The following is a 17,218-nucleotide window of genomic DNA, read 5'->3' as shown; positions in this document are numbered from 1 at the left end:
CCCCGGAGAACCTGATGAAAAAACTAAAACTGGTGATGATCGGTAACGGCATGGCCGGGGTCCGGACCCTGGAAGAGCTGCTCAAACTGAGCACGGAGCTGTACGACATCACGGTCTTCGGTGCCGAACCGCACACCAACTACAACCGCATCCTGCTGTCGCCGGTGCTGGCGGGCGAACAGACCTTCGAAGAAATCGTGCTCAACGACCTGGACTGGTACCTGGAAAACAACATCAAGCTGCTGCTCAACCGTAAGGTGGTGGAGATCGACCGGGTCAAGCGCCGGGTCATCGCCGAAGACGGCAGCGAAGCCGAATACGATCGCCTGCTGATCGCCACCGGCTCGACGCCTTTCATCCTGCCCATTCCCGGCAATACCCTTGACGGCGTGATCGGCTACCGCGACATCGCCGACACCCAGGCCATGATCGACACTGCGAAAACCCACCGGCACGCCGTGGTGATCGGCGGCGGCCTGCTCGGCCTGGAGGCCGCCAACGGCCTGATGCTGCGGGGCATGCACGTCACCGTGGTGCATATCGGCGAGTGGTTGCTGGAGCGGCAACTGGACAAGACCAGCGGCCAGTTGCTGCAAACCGCGCTGGAATCTCGCGGCCTGCACTTTCGCCTGTGCGAGCAGACCCAGGCCTTGCACGACGCTGGCAACGGCCGGGTCGGTTCGGTGCAATTCAAGAACGGCGACATCATTCCCGCTGACCTGGTAGTGATGGCCGCCGGCATTCGCCCCAATACCGAATTGGCGGAGAAATCCGGCATTCCGTGCAGCCGCGGGATTCTGGTCAACGACACAATGCAAACCTACGACCCACGGATCTATGCCATCGGCGAGTGTGCCAGCCACCGCGGTATCGCCTATGGTTTGGTGGCGCCGCTGTTCGAACAGGCCAAAGTCTGCGCCAACCACCTGGCCCAACTGGGTTTTGCCACCTACAAGGGTTCGGTGACCTCGACCAAATTGAAGGTTACCGGTATCGACCTGTTTTCCGCCGGCGACTTCATGGGCGGTGAAGGCACCGAGACCATTACCCTCTCGGACCCGATTGGCGGCGTCTACAAGAAACTGGTGATCAAGGATGACGTGCTGGTCGGCGCCTGCCTGTACGGCGATACGGCAGATGGTGGCTGGTATTTCCGGCAGATCCGTGAAAACCATGCCATCAGTGAGATCCGCGATCACTTGATGTTCGGTGAAAATGCACTGGGCGACGTAGGACATCAGGGCCAGGACAAAGCCATGAGCATGGCCGACAACGCCGAAGTCTGCGGCTGCAACGGCGTGTGCAAGGGCACCATCGTCAAGGCCATTCAGGAACACGGGCTGTTCAGTGTCGACGACGTCAAGAAACACACCAAGGCTGCCAGCTCCTGCGGTTCCTGCGCCGGCCTCGTCGAACAGATCCTGATCAACACCGTGGGCGGCGCCGCCGACGTCAAGCCGAAAAGCGAAAAGGCCATCTGCGGCTGCAGCGATCTCAACCACGGGCAAATCCGCCAGGCCATCCGCGAGCAGCACCTGCTGACCATCGCCGACACCATGAGCTACCTGAACTGGCGCACACCCAACGGCTGCGCCACCTGCCGCCCGGCGCTCAACTACTACCTGATCTCCACCTGGCCAGGAGAAGCCAAGGATGATCCGCAATCGCGCCTGATCAATGAACGCGCCCACGCCAATATTCAGAAAGACGGCACCTACTCTGTAGTCCCGCGGATGTGGGGCGGTGTGACCAATCCTTCAGAGCTGCGGCGCATCGCCGACGTCGCCGACAAGTACAACGTGCCGATGGTCAAGGTCACCGGTGGCCAGCGCATCGACTTGCTGGGTATTCGCAAGCAAGACCTGCCGGGGGTGTGGAAAGACCTGGACATGCCGTCCGGCCACGCCTATGGCAAATCCATCCGCACAGTGAAAACCTGCGTCGGCAGCGAGTTCTGCCGCTTTGGCACCCAGAATTCAACACAGCTGGGCATTGAACTGGAACATGACCTGTTCAACATGTGGTCGCCGCACAAGGTGAAACTGGCTGTCTCCGGTTGCCCACGCAACTGCTCGGAAGCCGGTATCAAGGATGTGGGAATTATCGGTGTGGACTCCGGCTGGGAGATGTACATCGGCGGCAACGGCGGGATCAAGACCGAAGTCGCGGAATTCTTCGTCAAACTGAAAACCGCCGAAGAAGTGCGCGAATACAACGGTGCATTCCTGCAGCTCTATCGCGAAGAAGCCTTCTACCTCGAGCGCACCGTGCACTACCTGCAACGGGTCGGCATGGAACACATCAAGAAAGCCGTGCTGGAAGATCCGGAGCGGCGCAAGGCGCTCAACGATCGCCTGCAATTCTCCCTGTCGTTCGAACAGGACCCGTGGAAGGAACGCCTGGAACAGCCCCAGCTGAAAAAAGAATTCGACGTCATCCCCGTGAAAAACCTGGAGGTGCTGGCATGAACTGGCTGGATATCTGTGCACTGGAAGAGATCAATGCCCTGGGCTCGCGGATCATCGCCGGGCCAAAGGGAGACATCGCGATTTTCCGTACCAGCGACGACGAAGTGTTCGCCCTCGACGACCGCTGCCCGCACAAGGGCGGCCCGTTGTCCCAAGGTCTGGTCTACGGCAAGCGTGTGGCCTGCCCGCTGCACAACTGGCAAATCGACCTGGAAAGCGGCGAAGCCCTGGCCCCGGACATCGGCTGTGCCCATCACCATCTCGCCCGGGTGGAAAATGGCCGGGTGATGCTGGCCCTGCGGGATGCAGGCTGATGGACCGCCAGATCACTGCGTCCACCTGCTGTTACTGCGGGGTCGGCTGCGGGGTGCTGATCGAGCACGACGGCGAGCACATCCTCGGCGTCAGCGGCGACCCGGCGCACCCGGCCAATTTCGGCAAACTGTGCAGCAAGGGTTCGACCCTGCACCTGACCGGCGACTTGACGGCGCGGGCGTTGTACCCCGAACTGCGCCTCGGTAAAAGCCTGGCCCGCCACCGCACCGATTGGGATACCGCCCTCGATCACGCCACCAGCGTGTTTGCCGCGACCATTGCCGAACATGGCCCGGACAGCGTGGCGTTCTACATTTCCGGGCAACTGTTGACCGAGGACTACTACGCCTTCAACAAGCTGGCGCGTGCCCTGGTAGGCACCAACAACATCGACAGCAATTCGCGCCTGTGCATGTCCTCGGCGGTGGTCGGCTACAAGCGCAGCCTGGGTGCCGACGCCCCGCCCTGCAGCTACGAAGACCTGGAGCTGAGCGATTGCGTGATGATCGTCGGCAGCAACATGGCCTACGCCCACCCGGTGCTGTTTCGCCGGCTGGAAGCAGCCAAATCCCGCCGGCCGCAGATGAAGGTCATCGTCATTGACCCACGTCGCACAGATACCTGCGATCTGGCTGACCTGCACCTGGCGATCTTGCCGGGCACCGATGTCGCCTTGTTCCATGGGATTTTGCATCTGCTGCTGTGGGAAGACTGGATAGATCGTGACTTCATCAGGGACCACACCGAAGGCCTAGCCGAGCTGAAAAACCTGGTGCGTGACTACACGCCGCAAATGGTTTCGCAGCTCTGCGGTATCAGCCTCGGGCAATTGCAGCAATGTGCCGAGTGGATCGGCACATCACCGAGCTTTCTGTCGCTGTGGTGCATGGGGCTTAACCAGTCCACCGCCGGCAGCGCGAAAAACAGTGCATTGATCAATCTGCACCTGGCCACCGGGCAGATCGGTCGTCCCGGCGCCGGACCTTTCTCCCTCACCGGTCAGCCAAATGCCATGGGTGGACGGGAAACCGGCAGTTTGTCCAACTTGCTGCCCGGTCACCGTGACGCCGCCAATGCACAACACCGTGCGCAAGTGGCGTCCTACTGGGGCGTCGAGCAACTGCCGGAAAGCCCCGGGCTCACTGCGATCGAATTGTTCGAGCAAGTGCGCAACGGCAAGATCAAGGCGTTGTGGATCGCCTGCACCAACCCCGCGCAATCCATGCCGGACCAGACGGCCGTGCGCGCAGCTCTGCAAGCCTGCCCGTTCGTGGTGTTGCAGGAAGCCTTCAGCACCACTGAAACCGCGAAGTTCGCCGACCTTCTGTTGCCCGCCGCCAGTTGGGGGGAAAAGGAAGGTTGCGTGACCAACTCCGAGCGGCGCATTTCCCACGTACGCCAGGCAATCGTCGCACCGGGTGAGGCGCGGCCGGACTGGGCAATCACCATAGATTTCGCACAACGCCTGGAAAAACACCTGCGTCCCGGCCAAACCAGCCTGTTTGAATTTGATAATCCCGCTCAGGTCTTTGACGAATACAAACAACTGACTCAAGGTCGCGACCTGGATCTGTCCGGTATCAGCCATGCACTGATCGATCGTCTCGGCCCGCAGCAGTGGCCCTTCCCTGCGGGTGCCGTTGAAGGCACGGCCCGGCTGTACGTCGACGGGGTATTTGCCACTGCCAATGGGCGCGCACAGTTCGTGGCCGATCCATACCGTGCCGCCAAAGAGCAACGCGATGCACGCTTCCCGCTGACCCTGATCACCGGCCGTCTGCGCGATCAATGGCACGGCATGAGCCGCACCGGCACCGCTGCGCAGCTGTTTGGCCATGTCAGCGAAGCGGAGTTGAGCCTGCACCCGGACGAACTGCGCCGCCATCGCCTGCAGCCGGGGGATCTGGTCAGCCTGAAAAGCAGGCGCGGCGCAATCGTCGTCGCGGTTGCCAGCGATGACAGCGTGCGCCCGGGCCAGGCCTTTTTACCGATGCACTGGGGCGACCGTTTTCTCAAGGGCGGGGTGAACAGTCTCACTCTGCCCGCATTCGATCCTTTGTCGAAACAGCCCGAACTTAAACACAGCGGCGTTCGCCTGGATCCGGTGGATTTGCCCTGGAAACTATTCGCACTGATCGAGGGCGATGTTCAACGGCATTTTGAAACGCTACGACCGCTCTGTGAGGCGTTTTCCTACGTCAGTCTCAGTCTGGTTGGCCGTGAGCGCCCTGCCCTGCTTGTACGGGCTGCCAATACTTCAGCACCTTCGGCAGAGTTGCTAAGCGAAATCGATAAAAACCTGGCGCTCGATGACGGCCCGGTACTGGCTTACGACGACCCTCGACGGGCCATAGGCAAGCGCGTGCGGATCGAAAATGGCCGGATCACTGCCATTCGACTGGCCGGTGAAACCCTTGCCCAGCACTGGTTGCAGGGGCTGTGGCTCGAAGGTCGCGCGGACCAGCAACTGCGGCGCTGGCTGCTTGCGCCGCTGAGCGCACCACCGGGCAATCTCGACACGCCCTTCAACTCGAACAAGATCCTGTGCAATTGCAAGAACGTCGGCCAGAACGCGATCTGCGCCGGCATCAGCCGTGGCCTGGACTTGCAGGGGCTCAAGCAAGAACTGGGTTGCGGCACGCAATGCGGGTCCTGCGTTCCGGAAATCAAACGCCTGCTGGCTGCTACGGCGCAGCCAGCCACCGTCTTCTCGTGAGGAAAACACTATGAGTGCAAAAGTCTGGCTGGTAGGTGCGGGCCCGGGTGATCCGGAGTTGCTCACGTTGAAGGCGGTACGTGCCTTGCGCGAGGCAGATGTGGTGCTGATCGATGACCTGGTCAATGTCGCGGTACTCGAGCATTGCCCTGGGGCGCGGATCATTCCGGTGGGCAAGCGTGGCGGCTGCCGCTCTACCCCGCAAGCGTTCATCCATCGCCTGATGCTTCGTTATGCCCGGCAGGGTAAATGCGTAGCGCGGCTCAAGGGCGGCGATCCATGCATTTTCGGTCGCGGTGGTGAAGAGGCGCAGTGGCTGCGTGAGCGTGGGGTCGAAGCCGAGTTGGTCAACGGCATCACTGCCGGACTGGCGGGGGCAACGCAATGCGATATTCCGCTGACTTTGCGCGGTGTAGCCCGTGGTGTCACGCTGGTCACCGCACACACCCAGGACGACAGCCAATTGAACTGGCAGGCACTGGCCCAAGGCGGAACGACGTTGGTGATTTACATGGGAGTGGCCAAGCTCGGTGAAATCCGTGAGCAGCTATTGGCCGGCGGCATGGCAACGGATACGCCCGTGGCCATGATTGAAAATGCCTCCTTGCCCCATCAACGGGAATGTCGGAGCACTCTCACAAACATGGATGAAGCGGCCTACAGATTCCAGCTGAAAAGCCCTGCCATACTGGTGATCGGTGCAGTGGCAGCCTGTGCAACTCAATCGCTGTGGGAGCGTGAATTGCCTGTGATGGCGGCAGATCAGTCAGCGTAGTTTCAGCTGTTCCACTAAATTGCAGACAAAGAAAAGCCCGGCCTGAGCCGGGCTTTTCAGAGCTGCGAGCTAATTACTTAGCTTGAGCTTCAACCTGCGCTTCTACGCGACGGTTAACTGCACGACCAGCGTCAGTTTTGTTGTCAGCAACTGGGCGGGATTCGCCGTAGCCAACAGACTGAACGCGGGACGATTCAACACCGTACTGGTTGGTCAGAACTTGTTTAACGGCGTTTGCACGACGCTCGGACAGTTTCTGGTTGTAAGCGTCAGGACCGACGGAGTCAGTGTGACCTTCAACAGTAGTGCTGGTGGATGGGTACTGCTTCATGAAGTCAGCCAGGTTCTTGATGTCGCCGTAGCTGTTTGGCTTGACTACCGACTTGTCGAAGTCGAACTTCACGTCCAGCTCAACACGAACAACTTCAGCAACTGCCGGGCAGCCGTCAGCGTCAACAGTTACGTTGGCTGGGGTGTCTGGGCACTTGTCAACGTTGTCGCAAACGCCATCGTTGTCGCTGTCAGAGCAAACTTCCGGAGCTGGAACTGGAGCAGCAGCTGGCTTGCTGCCGCCACCGAAGTTCACACCGATACCGACGCTAGGAGCCCACTCGGTGTTGCCCTGGTCGATGTTGTACTGAGCTTCAACGCCAGCACGGGCGTAGAAGTTGTCGGTGAAGTACAGCTTGGCACCGCCGCCAACGTTGGCGAAGGTGGAACGGTTACGACCGTTCGAGCCGTTCTGGTCGATGCTCTGGTCGGAGAAACCGCCCGAGACGTAAGGACGCAGCATGTCGCCTGGGTTGTTGAAGTGGTACAGAGCGTCCAGAGCGGTGTTCGCGCCCTTAACGTTCTTGCCATCGTTTGCACGGGCATTGTGCACTTCGTCGTAGGCCAGACGCAGTTCAACGTCGTCTGTCAGGAAGTAACCGATAGAACCACCCGGCAGGATGCCGTCGTTCTTGAAGTTACGGTCGCTATCGAAATATTGCTTCTTTGCGTAGCCTTCGATTTCAACTGCGCCTTGGCCCTGTGCCAGAGCGCCGATGGAAGTGGCGGCAATAAGAGAACCAATGGCCAAGCCCAAGGTGTTTTTCAGTTTCATCCGTTAAATCCCCATCTGGTGATTGTGAAGCAGTCCCGCAAACCGGGGGACAACTCGGCGGCAAGTCTAACAGAACTTGCCTACACGTAAGAGATATTTGCGCTGAACTAAGTTTCAGCAATGCCTGCAAATTTCTCACGCAATTTATCTAGAGCGCGTTTGTACCGCATTTTTGTTGCGCTCAAACCCATATGCATGATGTCTGCGATTTCCTGAAACTCCAGCTCTGCGACAAATCGTAGCACCAGAATTTCACGATCAATCGGGTTCACATACACCAACCAGCGATCAAGTCCGCCTTTTTCCTCAGGTTTCGGCGTCTTTTCTTCAGACGCTTCCTCGAGGGGGTCAAGACTCAATGCGTCCATCAAGCGACGCTTTCGCCGTTCCTTCCGATACTGTGTGATGCACTCGTTGTACGTGATGCTATATAGCCATGTCTTGAACTTCGATTTACCTTCGAAGTTCTTCAGGCCATACAACACCTTCAACATGACCTCCTGACAGACATCGTCTGCGTCGCGATCGTTCCCTAGATATCGTGCGCACACGTTAAATAATGTTCGCTGGTAACGCCGCATCAGTTCTTCATAGGCGCGTGTTACGTGAAACAGCTCGGTATGCGAGCGCGCGACCAACTCCTCATCAGAGAGCTCGCGGGGGTCGTAGCGCATGGATAACGATTGGGCTTTATTCAAAACAAGTCGGGCCGACAGTCAGGTCAATGTCCGCCGCAGCCAGCGTGAGCAGGCATTTTGCGGCGGCATACATTAGCAGGGTTTGCCGGGTTAGCGGCTACTCACATGCTGCTCAAGGAGGATCCGATTGGAAAGAGAGACTAGCTCACCCTCATCGGTCAGCAATGTGGTTTTAACCGTGCCGATCTCTTCGATCTGGCCTTCGACCTCGCCAACACGCACTTGTTGCCCAACCTGGTACAGCTCACGCACGTAGATTCCCGCAAGAATCTGGCCGGCAATTTCCCGGCTTCCCAACCCCATGGCCAGCGCTACTGCCAGACCAACGGTTATCAACACGATCACGATCACATGGTTCAGCAGGTCGGTCTTGACCTCCAACTGGCTGATCGCAACCGAAATACTGATGATGATCACCAAGCCCTGGGCAATCCGTCCAAGCCCTGAAGCATAGTCCAGCCCCACGCCTTCTGCCGCTCCGCGCACCAGCCCGTTGGCCAGTTGCGCCAGCAAGACACCGACCAGCAACACCAGCGCCGCGCCGAACACCTTCGGCAAATACAACGCAAGCATGTCCAGCGTAGCTGAAACTCGCTCAAGGCCAAGGGATTCTGCGGCAGAAACCAGAAAAATCAGCAGAACGAACCAATAGACGATTTTGCCGATCAGCGTCGAAATAGGAACTTGCAACCCTGCACGAGACAGCAATTTGGTCAGGCCGGTGCCACCCATCAAGCGATCAAGGCCCAGTTTGGCGAGCAACTTCGAGAGCAAGGTGTCCAGCAGTTTGGCCACGACAAAACCCAACAGCAGCACAACCAGTGCGCCGAACAGGTTCGGAATGAAGTTCGCAACCTTGGTCCACAACGCAGTCATTGCAGTGACGAGGCTCTGAGTCCAGAGATCAAGTTCCATATTCAATCAGCCTTATCAGCAGTGCGAGCAGTAGGTTTACGAAGACGGGATACCGGCGCGACATGGGCCGATCCGTTATTCAGGGCGATCATCAGTGCGGGCAACCAGCGCCCCAGCAGGCTGAACAGATCACCGGCGCCGACCTGGCGGTTGGCGGTTTTCAGCACACGCCCCAGGCACGCATCGTCGTCCCGGGTGGACGGTGAGGCGTTGAGCATGTCGCGTAAAGACTGTTCAAACGGATCGTGCATACGCACCTCTCGTGATGTCTGTGGGAGACGCGGTCAGTTTTGGTCGGGTCACATGGTTTCCCTCAGACCCAGCGTAAACGTCGGAACAACCACCACTGCCCCAGCGCCACCGAGACCATCATCAGGCAAGCGATCAGAAAGCCGTAAGGGCTGGCAGAGAATGGAATTCCACCGACGTTGATCCCCAAAAGCCCGGCCAGAAAACTCATCGGCAAAAAGATCCCGGTGATGATCCCGAAGCGATACATCGTGCGGTTCATGCGCACGCTCAAGCGACGGTCTTCAGCCTCCAGGACCAGCCCCACCCGCTCCCGGGTCAATTCCAGCTCTTCGAGGTAGCGGGTCAGGCTGTTGTTCAATTCGTTCCAGTAATCACCGTCATCCTCGACGAACCAGGGCAACTTGATTCGCGTCAACTGCCCGAAAATGTCCCGCTGCGGAGCCAGAAAGCGCTTCAACGCAGCCGCCCGGCGACGAATCTGCAAAACCGCCCCGTGCTCAGGAGTATACCGTTCGTCGGTATCCAGCTTTTCTTCTTCCTCATCGACCACTTCCGAGAGACAGCTGACCAGATCCTGCACCTTGTTGGTGAGGTACTGCGCCATGCAAAGGATGAGTTCGGAGGCAGTTTTCGGCCCCTTGCCCTCGGACAGTTGCACCAGCAACTCGTCAGTGGCACGCAAAGGACGCAAACGCAGGGAAATGACACGCTGGGCAGAGCCGAAAATCCGCACCGACACCATGTCTTCCGGTTCGGCGCCAGGGTTCAGATTGACCCCGCGCAAAAATAGCAGCAGTTCGCTGTCCGAAAGCTGCAAAAGTCGCGGACGGGTGTTTTCTTCAAGTAACAGGTCACAGCTGAATTCGCTCAGACCGCTGGATTTGCGCAACCAGGTCCGGGTTTGCGGATGACTGCGATCCCAGTGCAGCCACAGGCTTTCATGGGCCTGCAGTTGCAAGTCATCGAGTTCAGTCCGGGCAATCGAACGCGCACCGCCTTTACCGTCCAGCACCAGGGCATGCACCAGCCCCCATTGCGCGTTTTCTTCCTCGAACATCCGCACTCCTTTGGTCAACCGGCGCTTTATTCAGGCATTTTCAGCGGGCTGGGCGAGATGATCACGCCGTTGTTGTCCGCATAAATGTATTCGCCTGGACGGAACGTCACGCCGGCAAACGTCACCACAACGTTGAGATCGCCGAGCCCGCGCCTGTCGGATTTCCTCGGGTGGCTGGCGAGGGCCTGAACGCCCAGATCGGTCTGCGCGATGATATCGACGTCGCGGATGCAACCGTAGATCACCAGCCCTTCCCAACCGTTTTTCGCGGCTTTCTCGGCCAGCATGTCACCGAGCAACGCATGTCGCAGGGAACCGCCACCGTCTACCACCAGCACTTTGCCATTCCCCTTGAGCTCGACCTGCTCCTTGACCCGCGAGTTGTCTTCAAAGCATTTGATGGTCACGATTTCGCCGCCGAAGGAATCACGGCCGCCGAAATTGCTGAACATCGGTTCCAGCACCTGCACCAGCTCCGGATAGGCGTCGCACAGGTCAGGCGTGATGTAATGGTTCATCGAGAAACTCCTGTAAGAGGAAGACAATCGAGGATGTCGTAAAGTGACCAGAACAGCTCAATGCGTCATATCTTAGCCGCAAGCCGACCGGAGCGAAATGCCCTTGTCAGAGCGTCAGGCTCAGATCGCCGCGACCAAATCCTGTTGCGCTCCCGGCAAAGGTGTCTGTTGATCGGCCAACCAGCGCGTCACCAAAGGCCAGACTTCAGCCTGGGCTGCCTTGCTGACGAGCATTTCCACGTGACCGAAATTGTCGCCGAAGCCCTGCTCGCGCCCCAGGTTGATGAATTGCTTGTGCTCGGAACCGAACTGCTCGAACAGCTTGCGACACGCCCACGCAGGATCCTGATGATCACCCGCAGCGCTCACGGCAAGCACCGGCAACTTGACCTCGGCCAAACCCGCCCACCAGTTTTTATCGGCATCGCCAAAGCGCCCGAACAGACCGTACCAGCGCATGCCTTCCAGGGCCAGGCCGATGGGCTCGTCCTCCGGACCACGCTTGAGCCTTGAGCCGGACAACTGGGCAAAACGCTTGAGAATGAAGCGACCGCTCCACTCTACCGGCGGAATCTTCAATGGCCAGTAGGTGCGACTGACTTGTGTACCGAAAAACGCCGCCGAGGCCACGACCGGCTCACCGATGTACTCGCCACCCAGCGCTGCGGCCAGTGTAATACCGCCCAGTGAGTGACCGATCCAGTGTGGCACCTGCCCGCTCTGTTCGCGCACGAACGCACCAATGGCCGGCAGGTCATAGCGTGCGTAGTCGGCAACACGGTTCTTGCGGTAGTCGTGGTTACGCTGGGACAGGCCGTGACCGCGCATTTCCGGAATCCAGACATCGAACCCCAGACGGGCCAGGTAAGCGCCCAACCCCAGGCCTTTGGGAGAAAACCAGAACCGGCGATTGGAAAAGCTGCCGTGCAGCAGGATCACCGGCACGCCACGGGAGGACGACTCATCGGCCATGCCAAGGCGTGTCACAGCCAATTCGACGGTGAAGTCGGGACTGTTACCGGGTTTCAAACGATACACATCTTCGCTCAGATCACCGCGCCGTTCGGCACTGATCAGGGCGACAGGAAATAGGTTGCTGCTGCTTTGCATAATCTCTTGCACAAAAAAGGGCGGCATCCAGATGGAGCCCGCCCTGCTTGAATCTCATAAAGACCGCTCCCTGCAGGAGCGAGCTTGCTCGCGATGGACGTCAACGATAACGCGTTCATCCTGGATAAACGCGGTGTCCTGAGGTTTTTCGCGAGCAAGCTCGCTCCTACAGAGAGGGCGGCCCGTTTACACCGGATCAGGCCGAAGCTTGACCTTCCGCCAGGAAGAACCAGGTTTCCAGTACGGAGTCAGGGTTCAACGAAACGCTTTCAATGCCCTGCTCCATCAGCCACTTGGCCAGGTCCGGGTGGTCCGAAGGACCCTGACCGCAGATACCGATGTATTTGCCGGCCTTGTTGCACGCGGCAATCGCATTGGCCAGCAGCTTCTTGACCGCCGGATTACGCTCATCGAACAGGTGGGCGATGATGCCGGAGTCACGGTCCAGGCCCAGGGTCAGCTGGGTCAGGTCGTTGGAGCCGATGGAGAAACCGTCGAAGAACTCGAGGAACTCTTCAGCCAGGATGGCGTTGGACGGCAGTTCGCACATCATGATCACGCGCAGGCCGTTCTGGCCACGAGCCAGACCATTTTCCGCCAGCAGATCCACCACCTGGCTCGCTTCGCCCAGGGTACGGACGAACGGCACCATGATTTCGACGTTGGTCAGGCCCATCTCGTTGCGCACGCGCTTGAGGGCGCGGCATTCGAGCTCGAAGCAGTCGCGGAACGATTCGCTGATGTAACGCGAGGCACCGCGGAAGCCCAACATCGGGTTCTCTTCTTCCGGCTCGTACAGCTTGCCGCCGATCAGGTTGGCGTATTCGTTGGACTTGAAGTCCGACAGACGCACGATGACCTTTTTCGGCCAGAACGCAGCCGCCAGGGTGCTGATGCCTTCAACCAGTTTCTCGACGTAGAAGCCGACCGGATCGTTGTAACCGGCGATGCGCTTGTCGACGCTGTCCTTGATTTCCTGCGGCAGGCCGTCGTAGTTCAACAGCGCTTTCGGGTGCACGCCGATCATGCGGTTGATGATGAACTCCAGGCGGGCCAGGCCCACACCGGCGTTCGGCAGCTGCGCGAAGTCGAAGGCGCGGTCCGGGTTACCGACGTTCATCATGATCTTGAACGGCAGCTCAGGCATGGCGTCCACGGAGTTCTTCTTGATGTCGAAGCCCAGTTCGCCTTCGAAGATGAAGCCGGTGTCGCCTTCAGCGCAGGAAACGGTCACGCCCTGGCCATCTTTCAACAGCTGGGTGGCGTTGCCGCAACCTACTACCGCTGGAATACCCAGCTCACGGGCGATGATCGCCGCGTGGCAAGTACGGCCGCCACGGTTGGTGACGATCGCGCTCGCGCGCTTCATGACCGGTTCCCAGTCCGGGTCGGTCATGTCGGAAACCAGTACGTCGCCTGGCTGGACCTTGTCCATCTCGGACACGTCCTTGATGATGCGGACCTTGCCGGCGCCGATGCGCTGGCCAATGGCACGGCCTTCCACCAGCACGGTGCCGGTTTCTTTCAACAGGTAACGTTCCATGACGTTGGCCTGGGTGCGGCTCTTCACGGTTTCCGGACGGGCCTGCACGATGTACAGCTTGCCGTCGTCACCGTCCTTGGCCCACTCGATGTCCATCGGGCACTGGTAGTGCTTCTCGATGATCATCGCCTGCTTGGCCAGTTCGCTGACTTCGGCGTCGGTCAGGCAGAAACGTGCGCGCTCAGCCTTGTCCACGTCGACGGTCTTGACCGAACGACCGGCCTTGGCCTCGTCGCCGTAGATCATCTTGATGGCTTTGCTGCCCAGGTTGCGGCGCAGGATCGCCGGGCGACCCGCGGCCAGCGTGCCTTTGTGAACGTAGAACTCATCCGGGTTCACCGCGCCTTGTACGACGGTTTCACCCAGGCCGTAGGCGCCGGTGATGAACACCACGTCACGGAAGCCCGACTCGGTATCGAGGGTGAACATCACGCCGGCGGTGCCGGTTTCGGAACGGACCATGCGCTGCACGCCAGCAGACAGGGCAACCAGCTTGTGGTCGAAGCCCTGGTGCACGCGATAGGAAATGGCACGGTCGTTGAACAGCGAGGCGAACACCTCTTTGGCGGCGCGAATGACGTTTTCGACACCACGGATGTTCAGGAAGGTTTCCTGCTGACCGGCAAAGGATGCGTCGGGCAAGTCTTCGGCGGTGGCGGAAGAACGCACGGCCACGGCCATGTCAGGGTTGCCGGCGGACAGCGTGGCGAACGCGGTACGAATTTCGGCATTCAGTTTTTCAGGGAACTCGGCTTCCATGATCCATTGGCGGATCTGGGCACCGGTCTTGGCCAGCGCATTCACGTCATCGACGTCCAGGGCATCGAGCGCATCGTGAATCTGCTGATTCAGGCCGCTCAGTTCCAGGAAATCACGATAAGCCTGAGCGGTCGTGGCGAAGCCGCCGGGCACCGATACACCGGCACCTGCAAGGTTGCTGATCATCTCGCCCAGGGATGCGTTCTTGCCCCCCACATGCTCAACATCGTGTTTGCCGAGCTTATCGAGGGAAACTACGTACTCTACCAAGGTGATCTCTCCACTAACTGTGTTGGAAAAGCTCAGAAACCGGCTGCTTAAGTGAGCATTTGCCGGTTATATGGCCTGGACCTGGAAAATAAGTGAGAATGCGGGCCAATGGCGGCCGGCAAATCGCGCCTATCATATCCAAGATTCGTCACTAGCTTAAGGCCCAAGGTGCAAATGAAACGATCTGCTTTCTTTATCTCCGATGGTACCGGCATTACCGCCGAAACCCTGGGTCAAAGCCTTCTGGCGCAGTTCGAAAACATTACCTTCAGCAAAGTCACGCGGCCGTACATCGACAACGTGGACAAAGCGCGGGCCATGGTACAACAAATCAACAAAGCCGCCGAAACCGACGGCTTCCGTCCGATTATCTTCGACACCATCGTCAATCAGGACATTCGTGAGATTCTCGCAACCTCGAATGGTTTCATGATCGACATTTTCTCGACGTTCCTGGCACCGCTTGAACAGGAACTGACCGAGCATTCTTCCTATACCGTGGGCAAGTCCCACTCCATCGGCGCCAACACCAACTACATGGAGCGTATCGAGGCCGTTAACTTCGCCCTCGACAACGACGACGGCGCCCGCACGCACTATTACGACAAGGCCGACCTGATACTAGTGGGCGTGTCGCGATGTGGTAAGACGCCGACGTGCCTGTACATGGCGATGCAGTTCGGTATCCGCGCAGCCAACTACCCGCTGACCGAAGACGACATGGAGCGCCTGCAACTGCCGTCCGCCCTGCGCGCCCACCAGCACAAGCTGTTCGGCCTGACCATCGACCCGGACCGCCTTACCGCGATCCGTAACGAGCGCAAGCCCAACAGCCGCTATTCGAGCTACGCCCAGTGCGAGTTCGAAGTTCGCGAGGTGGAAAACCTGTTCCGCCGCGAGAACATTCCGAACATCAACTCCACGCACTTTTCCGTAGAAGAAATCTCCGCGAAGATTCTCGTGGAGAAAGGTGTGGAGCGGCGGTTCAAGTAGTTCTTTTTTGCCTGTTCGGCCCTCATCGCGAGCAAGCTCGCTCCCACAGTTGATTTGTGTTCACCGCAGATCTCCTGTGGGAGCGAGCTTGCTCGCGATGAACGATAACTCGGTCTCCTAGATTACAAACAAATCAACAAACCGGTTTACCGGTGTCGCCTCAAGTTTCTGCCGATCCTTGCACAACGCAAAAATCTCCTCGCTACGCTGCCCGGTGAATCGTGTCAGCAAGTTCGCCCTGAACTTGTCCTCCAGCAACGGAATGCCTTCGACCCGACGCCGACGATGCCCAATCGGGTATTCCACCACGACGTTTTCAGTACTCGACCCGTCCTTGAAAAACACCTGCACAGCGTTGGCAATGGAGCGCTTGTCGGACTCCAGATACTCACGGGTGAATCGCGGCTCCTCAACTATCACCATCTTGTCGCGCAACACATCGATGATCGGATGCGCCTTGTGGAAATCATCTTCGTAATACTCGGCAACCAGATTGCCAAAGGCCAGCGGCACGGCAGTCATGTACTGGATGCAGTGATCGCGATCAGCGGCATTGGCCAGCGGGCCGACCTTGGAAATGATGCGAATCGCCGACTCGTGAGTGGTGATGACGATCCGGTCGATTTCGTGCAGACGATTGCGCACTTGCGGATGCAGGGTTACCGCCGCCTCACAGGCCGTTTGCGCATGGAACTCGGCCGGAAAACTGATCTTGAACAACACGTTTTCCATCACATAACTGCCGTACGGTCGCGAGAAACTGAACGCACGCTTGTCTTCAGGCTTGAGCGCCAGATCGTTATTGGTGTGGCTGAACAATACGTCGTAAAACCCCCACTGCCTGGCACTCAATACACCGGGAATACCCATTTCGCCGCGCATCGCCATGTCCGCCAAACGCACGCCACGACTGGACGCATCCCCCGCCGCCCAGGATTTACGCGAACCGGCATTCGGCGCATGCCGGTATGTGCGCAGGGCCTGACCGTCCGCAAAGGCATGGGACAACGCCGACAACAACTGCTCGCGATTGGCACCCATCAGCTTGGCGGTGACTGCGGTCGAGGCCACTTTCACCAGAATGACGTGGTCGAGGCCGACACGGTTGAACGAGTTTTCCAGGGCAATCACGCCTTGAATCTCATGGGCCATGATCATCGCTTCAAGCACTGTACGCACGGTCAGCGGTGCCACACCATTAGCCAGGTGCTTTTGTGATAAATGGTCGGCTACCGCGAGAATACCGCCGAGGTTGTCCGACGGATGCCCCCACTCCGCCGCGAGCCAGGTGTCGTTGTAGTCGAGCCAGCGCACGATGCAGCCGATGTCCCACGCCGCCTTCACAGGATCGAGCCGGTAACTGGTCCCCGGCACCCGGGCGCCGAACGGCACGACAGTGCCTTCTACCACTGGCCCCAAATGCTTGGTGCACTCGGGAAAACGCAGGGCCAGCAGGCCGCAACCCAAGGTATCGATCAGACAGTTGCGCGCAGTATCCAGCGCCTCTTTTGACTCGATCTTGTAGTTGAGGACGTAATCGGCAATGTCCTGCAGGACCTTGTCGTAGTCGGGGCGGTTGTTCAGGTCGACGTTGGCACTCATGTTCGATTCACTCTGCGGTGTTCGTTGATGGGACCTCGGTTCAGGGCAATCTCAGTCAATGACAAATTCTTATGATTGAAATGCAGGCCACTGTGGGAGCGAGCTTGCTCGCGATGGCGGTG

Annotated in this window: 14 protein-coding genes; 5 read left to right on the top strand and 9 right to left on the bottom strand. The window is 58.9% G+C overall.

The annotated features are described in order from the left end of the window. Nucleotides 1-14 precede the first annotated feature (14 nt). The 4 genes from nirB to cobA are packed head-to-tail and all read left to right on the top strand — an operon-like array spanning nucleotide 15 to nucleotide 6,274. Nucleotides 15-2,468, top strand: coding sequence for a nitrite reductase large subunit NirB (gene nirB, locus AC1RS8_RS11540; protein WP_223533166.1), 2,454 nt, complete (start codon nucleotides 15-17; stop codon nucleotides 2,466-2,468). Beyond that, on the top strand, nucleotides 2,465-2,782 hold the full coding sequence (nirD, locus tag AC1RS8_RS11535) for a nitrite reductase small subunit NirD (RefSeq protein ID WP_046042889.1): 318 nt from the start codon (nucleotides 2,465-2,467) through the stop codon (nucleotides 2,780-2,782). Before nirB ends, nirD begins: the two co-directional genes overlap by 4 nt. After that, the gene (locus AC1RS8_RS11530; RefSeq protein WP_489340076.1) at nucleotides 2,782-5,499 is read left to right on the top strand and encodes a nitrate reductase; all 2,718 of its coding nucleotides are present in this window, start codon (nucleotides 2,782-2,784) and stop codon (nucleotides 5,497-5,499) included. The genes nirD and AC1RS8_RS11530 overlap by 1 nt, the downstream gene beginning before the upstream one ends. 10 nt (nucleotides 5,500-5,509) lie before the next feature. Further along, entirely contained in the window at nucleotides 5,510-6,274 is a 765-nt protein-coding gene (cobA, locus tag AC1RS8_RS11525) for a uroporphyrinogen-III C-methyltransferase (RefSeq protein WP_057715702.1), read from the top strand. A 73-nt stretch (nucleotides 6,275-6,347) separates the two neighbouring features. On the opposite strand, the gene AC1RS8_RS11520 is transcribed toward cobA, so the two are convergent. The 8 genes from AC1RS8_RS11520 to ppsA all read right to left on the bottom strand — a co-directional run bounded on the left by AC1RS8_RS11520 (nucleotide 6,348) and on the right by ppsA (nucleotide 14,501). Continuing rightward, nucleotides 6,348-7,379, bottom strand: a complete 1,032-nt coding sequence (locus AC1RS8_RS11520; protein WP_057715703.1) for an OmpA family protein — start codon at nucleotides 7,377-7,379, stop codon at nucleotides 6,348-6,350. A 107-nt stretch (nucleotides 7,380-7,486) separates the two neighbouring features. Then, the gene (sigX, locus tag AC1RS8_RS11515; protein ID WP_015096065.1) at nucleotides 7,487-8,077 is read right to left on the bottom strand and encodes an RNA polymerase sigma factor SigX; all 591 of its coding nucleotides are present in this window, start codon (nucleotides 8,075-8,077) and stop codon (nucleotides 7,487-7,489) included. Nucleotides 8,078-8,167: 90 nt separating this feature from the next. Beyond that, nucleotides 8,168-8,992, bottom strand: a complete 825-nt coding sequence (locus AC1RS8_RS11510) for a mechanosensitive ion channel family protein (protein WP_008048604.1) — start codon at nucleotides 8,990-8,992, stop codon at nucleotides 8,168-8,170. Between the two features lie 2 nt (nucleotides 8,993-8,994). Next, nucleotides 8,995-9,243 carry a hypothetical protein gene (locus AC1RS8_RS11505; RefSeq protein WP_008017601.1) on the bottom strand — a complete coding sequence of 83 codons (249 nt, stop codon included), beginning with the start codon at nucleotides 9,241-9,243 and terminating at the stop codon, nucleotides 8,995-8,997. Nucleotides 9,244-9,305: 62 nt separating this feature from the next. Further along, on the bottom strand, nucleotides 9,306-10,301 hold the full coding sequence (locus AC1RS8_RS11500; RefSeq protein WP_150812371.1) for a zinc transporter ZntB: 996 nt from the start codon (nucleotides 10,299-10,301) through the stop codon (nucleotides 9,306-9,308). Between the two features lie 26 nt (nucleotides 10,302-10,327). After that, entirely contained in the window at nucleotides 10,328-10,819 is a 492-nt protein-coding gene (gene rraA, locus AC1RS8_RS11495) for a ribonuclease E activity regulator RraA (RefSeq protein WP_008027412.1), read from the bottom strand. 120 nt (nucleotides 10,820-10,939) lie between these two features. Beyond that, entirely contained in the window at nucleotides 10,940-11,929 is a 990-nt protein-coding gene (locus tag AC1RS8_RS11490) for an alpha/beta fold hydrolase (RefSeq protein ID WP_090454039.1), read from the bottom strand. 196 nt (nucleotides 11,930-12,125) lie between these two features. Then, on the bottom strand, nucleotides 12,126-14,501 hold the full coding sequence (gene ppsA / locus AC1RS8_RS11485) for a phosphoenolpyruvate synthase (protein ID WP_489340075.1): 2,376 nt from the start codon (nucleotides 14,499-14,501) through the stop codon (nucleotides 12,126-12,128). Between the two features lie 174 nt (nucleotides 14,502-14,675). On the opposite strand from ppsA, the gene ppsR reads away from it, so the two are divergent. Continuing rightward, nucleotides 14,676-15,494 carry a posphoenolpyruvate synthetase regulatory kinase/phosphorylase PpsR gene (gene ppsR, locus AC1RS8_RS11480; RefSeq protein WP_008048584.1) on the top strand — a complete coding sequence of 273 codons (819 nt, stop codon included), beginning with the start codon at nucleotides 14,676-14,678 and terminating at the stop codon, nucleotides 15,492-15,494. A gap of 117 nt (nucleotides 15,495-15,611) precedes the next feature. On the opposite strand, the gene prpD is transcribed toward ppsR, so the two are convergent. Beyond that, a complete protein-coding gene (gene prpD, locus AC1RS8_RS11475; protein WP_489340074.1) occupies nucleotides 15,612-17,096 on the bottom strand; it encodes a 2-methylcitrate dehydratase in 1,485 nt (494 codons plus the stop codon). Between the last annotated feature and the right edge of the window lie 122 nt (nucleotides 17,097-17,218).

This window comes from Pseudomonas sp. GW821-FHT12A04 (genome assembly GCF_058807755.1).
The sequence above is the reverse complement of the archived record's forward strand: the minus strand, read 5'-3'. Positions and strand labels throughout refer to the sequence as shown.

Bases quoted from the DNA above. Each gene is read 5' to 3' on its own strand.
- AC1RS8_RS11490 (WP_090454039.1), bottom strand. From the start codon at position 11,929: ATGCAAAGCAGCAGCAACCTATTTCCTGTCGCCCTGATCAGTGCCGAA.
- nirD (WP_046042889.1), top strand. From the start codon at position 2,465: ATGAACTGGCTGGATATCTGTGCACTGGAAGAGATCAATGCCCTGGGC.
- rraA (WP_008027412.1), bottom strand. From the start codon at position 10,819: ATGAACCATTACATCACGCCTGACCTGTGCGACGCCTATCCGGAGCTG.
- nirB (WP_223533166.1), top strand. From the start codon at position 15: ATGAAAAAACTAAAACTGGTGATGATCGGTAACGGCATGGCCGGGGTC.
- ppsR (WP_008048584.1), top strand. From the start codon at position 14,676: ATGAAACGATCTGCTTTCTTTATCTCCGATGGTACCGGCATTACCGCC.
- cobA (WP_057715702.1), top strand. From the start codon at position 5,510: ATGAGTGCAAAAGTCTGGCTGGTAGGTGCGGGCCCGGGTGATCCGGAG.
- AC1RS8_RS11530 (WP_489340076.1), top strand. From the start codon at position 2,782: ATGGACCGCCAGATCACTGCGTCCACCTGCTGTTACTGCGGGGTCGGC.
- prpD (WP_489340074.1), bottom strand. From the start codon at position 17,096: ATGAGTGCCAACGTCGACCTGAACAACCGCCCCGACTACGACAAGGTC.
- AC1RS8_RS11500 (WP_150812371.1), bottom strand. From the start codon at position 10,301: ATGTTCGAGGAAGAAAACGCGCAATGGGGGCTGGTGCATGCCCTGGTG.
- AC1RS8_RS11510 (WP_008048604.1), bottom strand. From the start codon at position 8,992: ATGGAACTTGATCTCTGGACTCAGAGCCTCGTCACTGCAATGACTGCG.
- AC1RS8_RS11520 (WP_057715703.1), bottom strand. From the start codon at position 7,379: ATGAAACTGAAAAACACCTTGGGCTTGGCCATTGGTTCTCTTATTGCC.
- AC1RS8_RS11505 (WP_008017601.1), bottom strand. From the start codon at position 9,243: ATGCACGATCCGTTTGAACAGTCTTTACGCGACATGCTCAACGCCTCA.